This window comes from Kocuria sp. KH4 (assembly GCF_053711175.1).
Map to the genome: position 1 here is coordinate 1 of NZ_JBSJYX010000038.1, position 14,237 is coordinate 14,237.

Annotated in this window: 10 protein-coding genes and 1 tRNA gene; 8 read left to right on the forward strand and 3 right to left on the reverse strand. The window is 76.1% G+C overall.

The genetic code is table 11. From position 1 onward, the window contains the following. From ACWCOM_RS17980 to nrfD, 4 genes are all read left to right on the forward strand, one after another. Positions 1-1,305, forward strand: a 1,305-nt coding sequence (locus tag ACWCOM_RS17980; protein WP_454550119.1) for a heparan-alpha-glucosaminide N-acetyltransferase domain-containing protein, incomplete at its 5' end; no start/stop codon positions are given. A 104-nt stretch (positions 1,306-1,409) separates the two neighbouring features. Beyond that, on the forward strand, positions 1,410-4,805 hold the full coding sequence (gene fdh / locus ACWCOM_RS17985) for a formate dehydrogenase (RefSeq protein ID WP_454550120.1): 3,396 nt from the start codon (positions 1,410-1,412) through the stop codon (positions 4,803-4,805). After that, complete coding sequence (locus ACWCOM_RS17990) at positions 4,805-5,803, forward strand: 4Fe-4S dicluster domain-containing protein (protein ID WP_156270087.1); 999 nt, start codon at positions 4,805-4,807, stop codon at positions 5,801-5,803. Before fdh ends, ACWCOM_RS17990 begins: the two co-directional genes overlap by 1 nt. After that, positions 5,800-6,894 carry an NrfD/PsrC family molybdoenzyme membrane anchor subunit gene (gene nrfD, locus ACWCOM_RS17995; protein WP_454550121.1) on the forward strand — a complete coding sequence of 365 codons (1,095 nt, stop codon included), beginning with the start codon at positions 5,800-5,802 and terminating at the stop codon, positions 6,892-6,894. Before ACWCOM_RS17990 ends, nrfD begins: the two co-directional genes overlap by 4 nt. A gap of 27 nt (positions 6,895-6,921) precedes the next feature. Here nrfD and selD read toward each other — a convergent pair whose 3' ends face one another. Further along, positions 6,922-7,911 carry a selenide, water dikinase SelD gene (gene selD, locus ACWCOM_RS18000; RefSeq protein WP_454550126.1) on the reverse strand — a complete coding sequence of 330 codons (990 nt, stop codon included), beginning with the start codon at positions 7,909-7,911 and terminating at the stop codon, positions 6,922-6,924. Positions 7,912-7,982: 71 nt separating this feature from the next. On the opposite strand from selD, the gene ACWCOM_RS18005 reads away from it, so the two are divergent. The 4 genes from ACWCOM_RS18005 to ACWCOM_RS18020 all read left to right on the forward strand — a co-directional run bounded on the left by ACWCOM_RS18005 (position 7,983) and on the right by ACWCOM_RS18020 (position 12,453). Then, positions 7,983-8,077 (forward strand) — tRNA-Sec (locus ACWCOM_RS18005). An 84-nt stretch (positions 8,078-8,161) separates the two neighbouring features. Further along, positions 8,162-9,535: an L-seryl-tRNA(Sec) selenium transferase gene (selA, locus tag ACWCOM_RS18010; protein WP_454550122.1), complete on the forward strand. Its 1,374-nt coding sequence runs from the start codon at positions 8,162-8,164 to the stop codon at positions 9,533-9,535. A 2-nt stretch (positions 9,536-9,537) separates the two neighbouring features. Then, the gene (selB, locus tag ACWCOM_RS18015) at positions 9,538-11,328 is read left to right on the forward strand and encodes a selenocysteine-specific translation elongation factor (protein WP_454550127.1); all 1,791 of its coding nucleotides are present in this window, start codon (positions 9,538-9,540) and stop codon (positions 11,326-11,328) included. A gap of 141 nt (positions 11,329-11,469) precedes the next feature. Continuing rightward, complete coding sequence (locus ACWCOM_RS18020; protein WP_454550123.1) at positions 11,470-12,453, forward strand: aldo/keto reductase; 984 nt, start codon at positions 11,470-11,472, stop codon at positions 12,451-12,453. A gap of 54 nt (positions 12,454-12,507) precedes the next feature. Here ACWCOM_RS18020 and ACWCOM_RS18025 read toward each other — a convergent pair whose 3' ends face one another. Beyond that, positions 12,508-13,467: an electron transfer flavoprotein subunit alpha/FixB family protein gene (locus ACWCOM_RS18025; protein WP_454550124.1), complete on the reverse strand. Its 960-nt coding sequence runs from the start codon at positions 13,465-13,467 to the stop codon at positions 12,508-12,510. A 73-nt stretch (positions 13,468-13,540) separates the two neighbouring features. Continuing rightward, the coding region (locus tag ACWCOM_RS18030; RefSeq protein ID WP_454550125.1) for an electron transfer flavoprotein subunit beta/FixA family protein at positions 13,541-14,237 on the reverse strand (697 nt) is incomplete at its 5' end.

Here is a 14,237-nt window from a genome sequence, read left to right on the forward strand (position 1 = left end):
CCCCCGGAGATCCCCATGACCACACCGTCCGAAGCTCCCCCCGCCCGCACGGCGGCTGCCGCCCCCGCCGGCCCCGGCACGCCCGGTGCCGACCGGGCGCCTCGCGCCCCGGGGCGCCGACCCCGCCTCGTCGCCGTGGACGCGGCCCGCGGCCTGGCCCTGATCGGCATGATCGCCGTCCACATCCTGCCCGCCCACGACCCCGAGACCTTCGAGCCCACGCTGCAGTGGACCCTGTTCGGCGGCCGCGCCGCGGCGCTGTTCGCCCTGCTCGCCGGGCTCAGCCTGGCCTTCTCCTCCGGCGGGCGGACCCCGCACCGGGGGCGGGAGCTGACCGCCACGCGCGCCGGGCTCGTGGTCCGCGCCCTGCTCATCGCCGCCGTCGGGCTGGGCATCAACGAGCTCATGCCCTCCCCGGCGCCGGCCCTGGGCATCCTCGTCTACTACGGGGCGTTCTTCCTGCTGGCCCTCCCCCTGCTGGGCCTGCGGCGCCGCACCCTGGCCGCCGGCGCGCTCGTCCTCGCGGTCGCGGGCCCCCTGCTCGTGCACGTCCTGGGACCGGTCCTGCCGCAGCCCACGGCGGTCAACCCGACCCTGGGCAGCCTCGCGGCGGATCCCGGGGCGTTCCTGGCCCAGGTGCTGCTGACGGGCACCTACCCCGCCGTGCCGTACCTGAGCTACCTCTGCGCCGGCCTGCTCCTCGGCCGCCTGGACCTGCACGAGGTCCAGGTGCAGGTCCGGATCGTGCTGCTGGGCGTGCTCCTGGCGGTCGGCGCGTGGTTCGCCTACTGGCTGCTGATCCTCCAGGCCGGCGGCTACGGCCAGCTGGTGCGCCACACGCCGTGGCTGAGCGAGGACCAGATCGACGAGATCCTGATCTGGGGCCCCAGCCCGGACCTGCCCACCTCCACCTGGTGGTGGCTGCTGACGGCCGGCCCGCACAGCACCACCCCGGTGACGATGCTCATGGACCTGGGCACCGGCCTGGCCGTGCTGGGGGCGTTCCTCCTGCTCGCCCGGGCGAACCCGCTGTGGACCACCCTCGGCGCCATGGGCGGGCGCACCCTGACCCTGTACTCGGCCCACCTGCTCGCCCTGGCCACGACGCTGCACTACGACCGGCCCGTGCTCTGGTTCGCCGTGCACCTGGTGGTCGCCGCCGGCTTCGCCGTGCTGTGGCAGAGGTGGTTCGGCCAGGGCCCGCTCGAGCGGGCGGTCGCGGCCGCCGTGCGCGGCACCCGCGGCCTGGTCCTGGGCGGACGCCCCGGTCCGGCCGCGACGCCGGAGGCCCGGATCCCGCGCTGAGCACCCGGCGGAGGGCGACGAGGCCGGAGGCGCCGGGCGGGACGGGACGGCTCCGCCCGGCGTGGCCCGTGCCACAGTGCGGCCCGTCGGGTTATGCTCCTGCCATGGCACGGTTCAGTCCTTTGGAATGGCCGGTCGTCCGGCAGCTGCGCTCGGGCGACCTGCTCGGTCGCGGCCCGGCCGTGACCTCCGAGCGCACTCGCGAGAAGGCCCCGCGCACCAGCACCGCGGACCGCGTGGTGCAGAGCGTGTGCCCCTACTGCGCGGTGGGCTGCGGTCAGCGGGTGTACGTCAAGGACGAGAAGGTCGTCCAGATCGAGGGCGACCCGGACTCGCCGATCTCCCGCGGCCGTCTGTGCCCCAAGGGCTCGGCCAGCGAGCAGCTCGTCAATGCCCCCGGCCGTCAGACGCGGGTGCTCTACCGCGCGCCCCGGGCCACCGAGTGGCAGCACCTGGACCTCGAGACCGCCGTCGAGATGATCACCGACCGCGTCCTGGAGTCCCGCCGCAACGGGTGGCAGGACGCCGACGAGCAGGGCCGTCCGCTGCGCCGCACGATGGGCTTCGCCGCCCTGGGCGGGGCGACGCTGGACAACGAAGAGAACTACCTGATCAAGAAGCTCTTCACCGCCGCGGGAGCGATCCAGATCGAGAACCAGGCTCGTATTTGACACTCCGCCACGGTTCCCGGTCTGGGAGCCTCGTTCGGTCGCGGTGGCGCGACGCAGTCCCTGCAGGACATGGCCAATGCCGACTGCATCGTCATCCAGGGCTCCAACATGGCCGAGTGCCACCCCGTGGGCTACCAGTGGGTCACGGAGGCCAAGGCGCGCGGCGCCCGGATCATCCACGTCGATCCGCGCTTCACCCGCACCTCGGCCGTCGCTGACAAGCACGTCCCGATCCGGGCCGGCTCGGACATCGTCCTGCTCGGCGCGCTGATCAACCACGTCCTCACCCACGACCTGTGGTTCGAGGAGTACGTGCGGGCGTACACCAACGCGGCCACCATCGTGAACGAGGACTACCGCGACGCCGAGGACCTCGACGGCCTGTTCTCCGGGTTCGACCCCGGGACCGGCCAGTACGACATGTCCTCGTGGGCCTACGCGGAGAACGACGGCGACCGGGCGGACGCACGCCCGGGCGACGACGGCAAGGTGGGCGGACCCGCCGGCGACCCCGAGCACGCGGGCTCGGACGCCTCCGTGGCCGAGGCCGCCGGCCAGCAGCTCGGCAGCGGCGGGGCCCCGCTGGAGCACGCCCGGATGCAGCGCGACGACACCCTGCAGGACCCCCGGACGGTGTTCCAGATCCTCAAGCGGCACTTCGCGCGCTACACCCCCGAGATGGTGCAGGAGGTGTGCGGCATCTCCCCGGAGGACTTCGCGTACCTAGCCCGATCCGTCACCGAGAACTCCGGGCGCGAGCGGACCACCTGCTTCGCCTACGCCGTCGGCTGGACCCAGCACAGCCTGGGCGCGCAGTTCATCCGCACCGCCTCGATCCTGCAGCTGCTGCTGGGCAACATGGGCCGCCCCGGCGGGGGGATCATGGCCCTGCGCGGGCACGCCAGCATCCAGGGCTCGACCGACATCCCCACGCTGTTCAACCTGCTGCCCGGCTACCTGCCGATGCCGGTGGCCGGCACCCACGACACGTTCGCGGACTACCTGGCCGCGATCGCGTCGAAGAAGCAGAAGGGCTACTGGGCCGAGGCCGACGCCTACACGACCAGCCTGCTCAAGGCCTGGTGGGGGGACGCCGCCACCGCGGACAACGACTGGGCCTACGACTACCTCCCGCGCCTCACGGGCGCCCACGGCACCTTCCAGACGCTGACGAAGATGCTCGAGGACGAGGTGGATGGCTACTTCCTGCTCGGCCAGAACCCCGCGGTGGGCTCCTCCAACGGCCGGATGCAGCGCATGGCCATGTCCCACCTCAAGTGGCTGGTGGTGCGCGACCTCAACCTCATCGAGTCGGCGACCTGGTGGAAGGACGGCCCGGAGATCGCCTCGGGCGAGCTGCGCACCGAGGACATCGAGACCGAGGTGTTCTTCCTGCCCGCGGCCACGCACGTGGAGAAGTCGGGCACGTTCACCCAGACCCAGCGGCTGCTGCAGTGGCGCCACCAGGCCGTGGCGCCGCCGGGCGAGTGCCAGAGCGAGCTGCAATTCTTCTTCGAGCTGGGCCGGCGGATCCGGGAGCGGCTGGCCGGCTCCGACGACGAGCGCGACCGCCCGCTGCTCGACCTCACCTGGGACTACCCCGTGGACGAGCACGGCGAGCCCGACCCCGAGGCGGTGCTCGCCGAGATCAACGGCCGGCACCTGAGCGGGCCGGACGCCGGGAAGCCGCTGTCCTCCTACACCGAGATGCGCGCCGACGGCTCCACGTCCGGCGGCTGCTGGATCTACACCGGGGTCTACGCCGACGGCGTCAACCGGGCCGCCGCGCGGCGGCCGGCCCAGGAGCAGGGGGCCGCGGCTCTCGAGTGGGGCTGGGCCTGGCCGGCCAACCGCCGGCTGCTCTACAACCGCGCCTCGGCCGACCCCGAGGGCCGGCCGTGGAGCGAGCGCAAGAAGCACGTGTGGTGGGACGAGGAGCAGGAGCAGTGGGTCGGGGACGACGTGCCCGACTTCCCGCTCCACCTCGCCCCGGGCACCCGTCCGGACCCCGACGCCGGGGGCGCCGCCGCGCTGGCCGGCGACGACCCGTTCATCATGCAGGCCGACGGCAAGGGCTGGCTGTACGCGCCCAAGGGCGTGGTGGACGGTCCGCTGCCCACGCACTACGAGCCGCAGGAGTCGCCGATCGACAACGCCCTGTACACCCAGCAGCGCAACCCGTCCCGGGTGCTGTTCGCGCGCCCGGACAACCTCAGCGCCCCGAGCGCCGGGGAGCCGGGAGTGGACGTGTACCCCTACGTGTTCACCACCTACCGGCTCACCGAGCACCACACCGCCGGCGGCATGAGCCGGTGGTTGCCGTACCTCTCGGAGCTGCAGCCGGAGATGTTCTGCGAGGTCTCCCCCGAGCTCGCCGCCGAGTGCGGGCTGGAGCCCTACGGCTGGGCCACGATCGTCTCGCCCCGGGCGGCGATCGAGGCGCGGGTGCTCGTCACCGACCGCATGACCCCGCTGGTGGTGCGCGGGCGGACCGTGCACCAGATCGGGCTGCCCTACCACTGGGGCGTGGGCGACGACGCGGTGGTCAGCGGCGACTCGGCCAACGACCTGCTGGGGCTCACGCTCGAGCCGAACGTGCAGATCCAGGACTCCAAGGTCGGCTCCTGCCACATCCGGCCGGGCCGCCGCCCGCAGGGCGCCGCGCTGCTCCAGCTCGTCGCGGACTACCAGGTGCGCGCGGGCGCCACCGTGGCGACCGGCAACACCCGCATCGACCCGCCCGGCGCCGCCGGGACCGCCGCGGCGGGCACGGACCCGCACACCGATCCGAGCACCGATCCGAGCACCGAACCCCTGAGGGAGAACTGATGGGCCAGCTGGCCGGACCGACCGACCCCACCGCCGACGCGCACTGGGAGCACCAGCACCCGCGGAAGGGCTTCTTCACCGACACCTCGATCTGCATCGGCTGCAAGGCCTGCGAGGTGGCCTGCAAGGAGTGGAACCAGAACCCCCAGGACGGGGACCTCCGGCTGCTGGAGTCCTCCTACGACAACACGGGCTCCCTGGGCGCGAGCACCTGGCGGCACGTGGCGTTCGTCGAGCAGGACAGCGAGCGCATCGAGGAGGCCCGGGAGTCCGGGCGCAAGCTCGTGAGCCTCGGCATGCCCAAGGTCGGGCCCCCCGAGACGCGCCCGCGGACGGCGGCGGAGGACACCACCCCGCCGGACACCGAGGAGTTCCGCTGGCTGATGTCCTCCGACGTCTGCAAGCACTGCACGCACGCCGGGTGCCTCGACGTGTGCCCCACGGGAGCGCTGTTCCGCACCGAGCACGGCACCGTGGTGGTGCAGGACGACGTGTGCAACGGGTGCGGCACCTGCGTGGCCGGCTGCCCGTTCGGGGTGATCGAGCGGCGCACCGACGGCACGGCCGCGCCGCGCACGAAGCGGGGCGAGCAGCCCGGGACCCGGCCCGAGGTGCCGAAGGTGGGCATCGCCCAGAAGTGCACCCTGTGCTACGACCGCATGGTGGACGACCAGACGCCCGCCTGCGCGCAGACCTGCCCCACCACCTCCATCAAGTACGGCGAGCACGACGACATGGTGGACCAGGCCCGCGAGCGGGTCGCGGAGCTGCACGCCCAGGGGCGCACCGAGGCGAGGCTCTACGGCGCCAACGAGCTCGACGGCGTGGGCGGCACCGGGTCGGTGTTCCTGCTGCTCGACGAGCCGGAGGTGTACGGGCTGCCGCCGGACCCGCGGGTGCCGACCGCCGACCTGCCCCAGATGTACCGGCGGGCCGGCCTGGCCGCGGTGGGCATGCTCGCCGCCGCCGCCGTGGCCTTCGCGGGAGGCCGTTCGTGAGCCTCTCCGAGTTCGACAGCTACCGTCCCCCCGAGCAGCCGCGCCGGCGGCGGCGCAACGGCCCGCGCCGCCGGGGCCCTGGCCAGGGCGGCGGGGGCGACGGCTCGCGCGAGATGCCGATGGTCCCGGAGGCGGAGTTCACGTCCTACTACGGGCGGCCGGTGGTCAAGCCGGCGCCGTGGGGCCACGAGGTCGCCGCGTACCTGTTCCTCGGCGGCGTGGCCGGGGGCTCGGCGCTGCTCGCCCTCGGCGGTCAGCTCACCGGCCGGGACGAACTGCGCCGCAACGCCCGGCTGGGCTCGGTGGCCGCCCTCGGCGCCGGCGCGGTGGCCCTGGTCGCCGACCTCGGCCGGCCGGAGCGCTTCTTCAACATGCTGCGCACGTTCAAGGTGACGTCCCCCATGAGCGTGGGTTCCTGGATCCTCAGCGCGTTCGGCGCCGGCATGGGGACCGCGGCCGTGGCCGAGGTCGACCGGATGACCGGTGCGCGCCTGCCCCTGGGGCCGCTGCGCCCGGTGCTGCGCGCGGTGGAGGGACCGGCCGGGGTCGAGGCCGCCGTGTTCGCCGGGCCGCTGGCCGCCTACACCGCGGTCCTGCTCTCCGACACGGCGACCCCCACCTGGAACGCCGCCCGCGAGCACCTGGCGTTCGTCTTCGTGAGCTCGGCGAGCCTCGCCTCGGGCGGTCTGGGGATGGTCACCACGTCGGTCGGCCAGGCCGGCCCCGCCCGCCGGCTCGCCGTGCTCGGCGTGGCCGGGGAGCTGGTCGCCACGAAGCTGATGGAGCGCCGGATGCACCCCGTGGCGGCCGAGCCGCTGCACCACGGGCCGGCCGGGACCATGCTGGCGTGGAGCGAGCGGCTGGCGGTCGCCGGCGGTCTCGGCACGCTGCTGGGCGGACGGCACCGGGCGGTCGCCGCGGTGTCGGGGCTGGCACTGCTGGCCTCCTCCGCGCTGACGCGGTTCGGCGTGCTGGAGGCCGGGATCCACTCGGCCCAGGACCCCCGCTACACCATCGAGCCGCAGAAGGCGCGCTTGGCCGCCCGGCGGGCCGCCGGCGTCGTCGACGACTCGATCACCACGGCCGGCTGAGCCGCCGGCGCCGTCCCGGGACGGCGCTCAGCGCACCTCGATGCCGGACCCGGCCACGGTGTGGCCGACCACCGGGTACCCGGGCAGCTCGCCGACGACGAGCAGCCCGCCCGAGGTCTGCGCGTCGGCCAGCAGCAGCAGGTCCTCCTCCGGAACACCGGCCGCGGCGCGCAGGTGGGGGCGCACCCAGTCGAGGTTGCGGCGGGTCCCCCCGGAGACGAAGCCGTCCCGCAGCGCCTCCGGCGCCCCCTCGACCAGGGGCACCGCCGCCCGGTCGAGGACCGCGCCGACCCCTGAGGCCCGGCACATCTTGTGCAGGTGCCCGAGCAGCCCGAACCCGGTGACGTCCGTGGCCGCCCGGGCCCCGGCCGCCAGCGCGGCCTCGGCGCCGTCCCGGTTGAGCCGGGTCATCGTGGCCACGGCCTCGGCGAAGACCTCACCGGTCGCCTTGTGCCGGTTGTTGAGCAGCCCCACGCCGATCGGCTTGGTGAGGGTCAGGGGCAGCCCGGGCGCGGCGGCGTCGTTGCGCAGCAGCCGGGCGGGATCGGCCACGCCCGTCACGGCCATGCCGTACTTCGGCTCCGGGTCGTCGATGGAGTGACCCCCGATCACCGGGCACCCCGCCTCGGAGGCCACCGCCAGGCCGCCGCGCAGCACCTCGGTCAGCAGCTCCATCGGCAGCACCTCGCGCGGCCAGCCCACCAGGTTGATCGCCATCACCGGGCGCCCGCCCATGGCGTAGACGTCGGACAGGGCGTTCGCGGCGGCGATCCGGCCCCAGTCGTAGGCGTCGTCGACGACCGGGGTGAAGAAGTCCGCGGTGGAGAGCACCGCGAGGTCCTCGCGCACCAGGACGGCCGCGGCGTCGTCGCCGTCGTCGAGGCCGACCAGCACCCCGGCCCCCGTCTGCCCGGTGAGACCGCGGACCGCGTCCTCGAGCTCCCCGGGCGGGATCTTGCAGGCGCAGCCGCCGCCGTGGGCGAAGCCGGTCAGCCGGACCGCGCCGGTCTCGGGCAGGGGCGGGTGCGACGTGCGGGTCAGGTCCATGCCGTCAGCCTACTGGCGGCGGCGGTGCTAGGTTGGGCAGCGGAGGCGTCCGGGTCCTGGTGGGCCCCCCGGTCTTCAAAACCGGTGAGACCGAGCACCTCGGTCTGGCGGGTTCGATTCCCGTCCGCCTCCGCCAACGTCTGCTCCCGTCAACGTCCGCTTCCGTCAGCGTCTGCCTCCGCCGACTTCTGCCACGCGCCCGGCGCGCCGAGGAGGAACTGTGGCCCAGGACGACCCGCGTCGCCTGATCCCCCGCACCGACCAGCTCATGGGCCTGCCCGCCGTCCGCCGGGCCCGTGAGCGGCTGAGCGAGGAGATCGTGCGCACCCTGGTGCGCGAGACCCAGGAGCGGGCCCGGCGGGGCGAGCTCGCCCCCGAGCAGGTCGAACCGGCGGTGCTCGCCGCCCTCGCCGCCCGCTCCGCGTCGACCCTGACCCCGGTGCTCAACGCCACCGGGGTGGTGGTGCACACCAACCTGGGCCGCGCACCGTTGTCGGCGGCCGCGACCGAGGCGCTGGTGGCGGCGGCCGGGTACGTCGACGTGGAGCTGGACCTGCGCACCGGCACCCGGTCCCGCCGCGGCGCCGGGACCCGGGCGGCCCTGCTCGCCGCCTGCCCGCCCGCCGAGGACGCGCTGGTGGTCAACAACGGCGCGGCCGCGCTGGTGCTGGCCACCACGGCGCTGGCGGCCGGCCGCGAGGTGGTGATCAGCCGCGGCGAGCTCGTCGAGATCGGGGCCGGCTTCCGGCTGCCGGAGCTCATCGAGTCGACCGGCGCCCGGCTGCGCGAGGTGGGCACGACCAACCGGACGCACCTGCGCGACTACGCCGAGGCGATCGGCCCGGAGACCGGATGCCTGCTCAAGGTGCACCCGAGCAACTTCCGGGTGGAGGGCTTCACCTCGGGCGTCGGGCCGGAGGAGCTGGGGCCGCTGGCGCGCGCCCACGGCGTGCCCCTGGTGGCCGACCTGGGCAGCGGGCTGCTGACCCCGGACCCGCGCCTGCCGCAGGAGCCGGACGCCGCCTCCGCCCTGGCCGGCGGCGCGGACATCGTCATCGCCAGCGGCGACAAGCTGCTCGGCGGCCCGCAGGCCGGGGTGGTGCTCGGGCGCGCGGAGGTCGTCGCCCGGTTGGCCGGCCATCCCCTCGCCCGCGCGGTGCGCGCCGACAAGCTCGCGCTCGCCGCGCTGGAGGCCACGCTCGCCGGCGGGCCCACCCCCGTGGTGCAGGCGCTGCACGCGGACCCCGACCGGCTGCGCGCCCGCGCCGAGCGGCTCGCCGCGGCCGTCGGCGCGCCGGTGGTCCCGCACGACGGCCGGGTCGGCGGCGGCGGCGCTCCCGGGGTGCCGCTGCCGGGGTGGGCGGTCCGACTGCCCGAGGCGGCGGCGGCGCCGCTGCGCGCCGGCCGCCCCGCCGTGCTCCCCCGGGTCCACGACCACGCGTGCCTGCTCGACCTGCGCTGCGTCCCCGAGCCCCACGACGACCGCCTGCTCGCCGCGGTGCGCGCTGCCCTGACCGTCCTCGACGGGACGGCCGACGGGGCCGACGACAGGGCCGGCGACAGGGCCGATAACGGGACCGGGGGGACCCGGTGAGCGTGCACGTCGTCGCCACGGCCGGGCACGTCGACCACGGCAAGAGCACCCTGGTGCGGGCCCTCACCGGCATGGAGCCCGACCGCTGGGAGGAGGAGCGCCGCCGCGGGCTGACCATCGACCTGGGCTACGCCTGGACCACGCTGCCCTCCGGGCGGGACGTGGCCTTCGTGGACGTCCCCGGCCACGAGCGCTTCCTCGGCAACATGCTCGCCGGGCTCGGCCCGGCCCCGGTGGTGTGCTTCGTGGTCGCGGTCGACGAGGGCTGGCAGGCGCAGTCCGCGGACCATCGGGACGCGGTCGCGGCCCTGGGCATCGAGCGCGGCGTGGTGGTGCTCACCCGGGCCGACCGGGCGCCCGGGCGCGCCGAGGAGGTGCTCGCGCAGGTCCGGGCGGAGCTGGCCGGGACGGGCCTGCGCGACGCGCCCGCGGTCACCGTCTCTGCCCTCGAGGGCACGGGCCTGGACGAGCTGCGCGCCGCCCTCGACGACGTCCTCGCGCGGGCGCCCGCGCCCGCCGGCGGGCGGCTGCGGCTGTGGGTGGACCGCTCCTTCACGATCACCGGGTCCGGCACGGTGGTGACCGGCACCCTGACCGCGGGCACGCTCCGGCAGGACGACCGGCTGGAGCTGCTCGGCTCCGGCGGGGCCCGGCCGGTGGCGGTGCGCGGGCTGCACAGCCGCAACCGGCCGGCCGCGTCGCTGGAGCCCCACGCCCGGGTGGCCGTGAACCTGCGCGGGGTGCCGGCCGACGAGGTGCACCGCGGCGACGCCCTGGTCACTCCGGGCGCGTGGCCGGTCACCGACGTCCTCGACGTCCGCCGCACCACCGGGTCCGCGTTCCCGCTCGTGGCCGAGCACCTCGTGGTGCACGCCGGCGCCGCGGCGGTCCCGGCCCGGCTCAGCCCCTTCGACGACGACCACGCCCGGCTGGCCCTCGACCGCCCCCTGCCCCTGGTCCTCGGGGACCGGGTGGTGCTGCGCGACCCCGGCAGCCGCTCGGTGCTCGGCGGCGCCCAGGTCCTCGACGCCGACCCGCCCGCGCTGCGGCGGCGCGGCGACCGGACGCGCCGGGCCGAGCGCCTCGCCGGCCTGGACGCCCGCGGCGACGTGCTCGCCGAGGTGGCCCGCCGCGGCGCGGTGCCGGCCGAGCGCCTGCACCGACTCGGCCTGCTGCCCGCCGCGGACGCCGCTCCGCCCGCCGGGGTGCGCGCGGCCGGCGGCTGGTGGGTGCACGCCCCCGTGCTCGACGCCTGGCAGCAGCGGCTGCGCACCGCCGTGGAGGAGCTGCACACCCGTGACCCCCTGGCGGCCGGTCTGTCCCGGGGTGCTGCCCGGGACCTGCTCGCGCTGCCCGACGCGGCCCTGGTCGACCCCGTGGTCCGCGGCGCCGGCCTGGCGCAGGAGGGCGGGCACATCCGCTCCCCGCAGCACCGGGGCGGCCTCGGCGCGCACGAGCCCGCCGTGCGCCGGCTGGAGCACCGGCTCGCGGCCGAGCCCTTCCGCGCCCCGGAGGCCGAGGACCTGACGGCGCTGCGGCTGGGCGCCCGCGAGCTCGCCGCCGCCGAGCGCGCCGGGCGGCTGCTCCGCATCGGGGAGGGCGTGGTGCTGCTCCCCACGGCCCCCGCCCTGGCCATGCGCGAGCTGGCCCGGCTGCCGCAGCCCTTCACCACGAGCCAGGCCCGCCAGGCGCTGGGCACCACCCGGCGCGTGGCGATCCCGCTGCTGGAGCACCTGGACGCGCGCGGCTGGACCCGGCGGCTGGACGCCGGGCACCGGACCGTGGCGCGCTGAGCCCGCGGTCCGGCCGTCCGCGGCGGGGTCTCCTAGGATCGGGAGCGGGCCCGTGACCCCGCCGTCGCCGCGGCTCCGTGCCACAGTCCGTCCCGCCACAGTCCGTCCTGCCACCGTCCGTTCTGCAGAAGGGGAACCGTCATGAGAACCGTCCGTCTGGGGAGCTCCGGCCTCGAGCTGAGCGCCGTCGTGCTGGGCATGATGAGCTACGGGGACCCTGCCAAGGGCTCGCACGCGTGGAGCGTGGGCCTCGACGAGGCCCGCCCGTTCGTGCGCCGCGCCTACGAGGCCGGGATCACCACGTTCGACACGGCCAACGTGTACTCGCTGGGCTCCAGCGAGGAGATCACCGGCACGCTGCTCCGCGAGATCGCCCCGCGGGAGGAGCTCCAGATCGCCACCAAGGTGCACGGGCGGATGCGGGACGCGCGCAACGGCGGCGGCCTCGGCCGGGCGGCGATCATGCACGAGATCGACGCGTCGCTGCAGCGGTTGGGGACCGACTACGTCGACCTGTACCAGATCCACCGGTTCGACCCCCGCACCCCCGTCGAGGAGACCATGGAGGCCCTGCACGACGTCGTGAAGGCCGGCAAGGCCCGCTATCTCGGGGCCTCGAGCATGTGGGCCTGGCAGTTCGGGCAGCTGCAGCACGCCGCCGAGCTGCACGGCTGGACCACGTTCGTCTCCATGCAGGACCAGTACAACCTGCTCGAGCGCGAGGAGGAGCGGGAGATGCACCCGTTCTGCCGGGCGACCGGGGTGGGCGTGCTGCCGTGGAGCCCGCTCGCCCGCGGCCGGCTGGCCCGGCCCTGGGGCGCCGCCGGCTCCGGTTCCCGGGAGAGCACCGACGCGTTCGGCCAGGGCCTCTACACGCAGGACGTGGCGGCGAACCGGGCGATCGTCGACGCGGTCGCGGCCGTGGCCGGTGAGCGCGGCGCGCCGATGGCCCAGGTGGCCCTGGCGTGGGTCGCCGGCCGGGCCGCCGTGACGGCGCCGATCGTCGGCGCGACCCGGGAGCAGCACATCGACGACGCCGCGGCAGCCGTCGAGCTGGAGCTGACGGACGAGGAGGTCCGCCGCCTCGAGGAGGCCTACACCCCCCGGCACCCCTCGGGGTTCTGAGCCGCCCGGTCGGCGCGGCGGGTCGGCCCGCCGCGGGGCCGTCCGCCGCGGCGGCTATCCGCGCAGCGCCCGCAGGTGCTCGACCGCCTGCGGCAGCACCTTCCGGAGGTCGCCCACGATCCCGAGGTCGGCGATCTCGAGGACGGGCGCCTGCTCGTCCTTGTTGACCGCCACGATCACCCGGGCGGTCTGCATGCCCGCCCGCTGCTGCACGGCCCCGGAGATCCCGCACGAGACGTAGAGCTGCGGGGAGACGGTGCGGCCGGTCTGCCCCACCTGCGCCTCGGGGCCGATCCACCCGGCGTCCACCGCGGCGCGGGAGGCGCCGATCGCCCCGCCGAGGACGTCCGCGAGCTCCTCGAGCGGGCCGAAGTCCCCGCCCGTGCCGCGGCCGCCGGCCACGACCACGCGCGCCTCACCCAGGGCCGGCCGCCCGGAGGCGGGCAGCCCGGTGCGGCCGACCACGCGGGCGGCGGGGACGGTGTCCTCCACCTCGTGGACGTGCACCGCCGGACGGTCCGTCCCGGCCGGACGCTCCGCCGGGAGCCCGGCCGGGAGCTCCACCGCGTGGGGCCGGACGGTGGCGACCAGCACCGGGCTCGTGGCCCGGCACCGGGTGGTCCAGCCGCCGGCGAGGACGGACTTGGTGGCGACCAGGTCCCCGTCCAGCCCCACCACGTCGGTGATCACCCCCGCCGCGAGGCGCACGCCCAGGCGCGCGGCGGCGTCCTTGGCCTCCGGGGTGTTGGGCAGCAGCACCGCCCCGGCGCCGCTCGCCCGGGCCGCGGCCGCCGCGAGCGCGACCGCGGGGGTGCTCAGCCGGTCGTCCGGGCCGGCCGCGGGGACGTGCACGGCGGCCACCCCGTGGCCGGCCAGCTCGTCGAGCAGCCCGTCCCCGGGGGCCGCGGGGAGCGCGGCGTGCGCCTCGCCCAGGGTGCCCGCGAGCACGAGTAGCTCCCGGTCGCCGCGGCGCAGCTCCTCCGTGGTGTCCAGCACCACCAGGGTCGTGGTCATGGGGTCCTCCTTCTGCCCGAGGCCCGGGCGGGACGTGACGGGGTCGGACGTGGCGGGGTCGGACGGGACGGGCTCAGACGAGCTTCTGGGCCACGAGGAACTCGGCGAGGCGGATCCCGCCCTCGCCCTCGTCCACCACGACCTCCCCGGCGGTGCGCGGCGGGCGGGGCACCGCCTCGAGCACGCGGGTGAGGGAGCCGGCCAGGCCCACGTCGCCCGGGCCGAGCCCGAGGTCGGCGGCCGTCCAGGTGCGCACGGACTTCTTCCGGGCCGCCACGATCGCCTTGAAGTTCGGGTAGCGGGGGGTGTCGGCGCGGTCGGTGACGGCCACGAGCGCCGGCAGCGGCGCGACGAGCTCGAGGACCTCGGTCCCCGTGTGCCGGGTGGCGGTGAGCGAGGCGCCGCCCTCGGCGAGGGCCAGCGAGCTCGCGAAGCCGACGTGGGCCAGGCCGAGCCGCTCGGCCAGCTGCCCGGGGACCAGGGAGGTCTCCCCGTCCGTGGACGCCATGCCGGTGAGCACGAGGTCCACCGGCCGGGACTCCTCCTCGGCGATCCGCCCGACCGCGGCGGCGAGCACCCGGGCGGTGACCCAGGCGTCCGAGCCGGCGAGGGCGTCGTCGAGCACGTGCACGCCGGCGTCCGCGCCCAGCTGGAGGGCGCGCTTGAGGGCGGCCGCGGCGTCCGCCGGCCCCATGGTGAGGGCGAGGACCCGGTGGCCGGCCTCCGCCCCGCCGGAGGCCTCGACGAGCCGGAGGGCGGCCTCGAGGGCG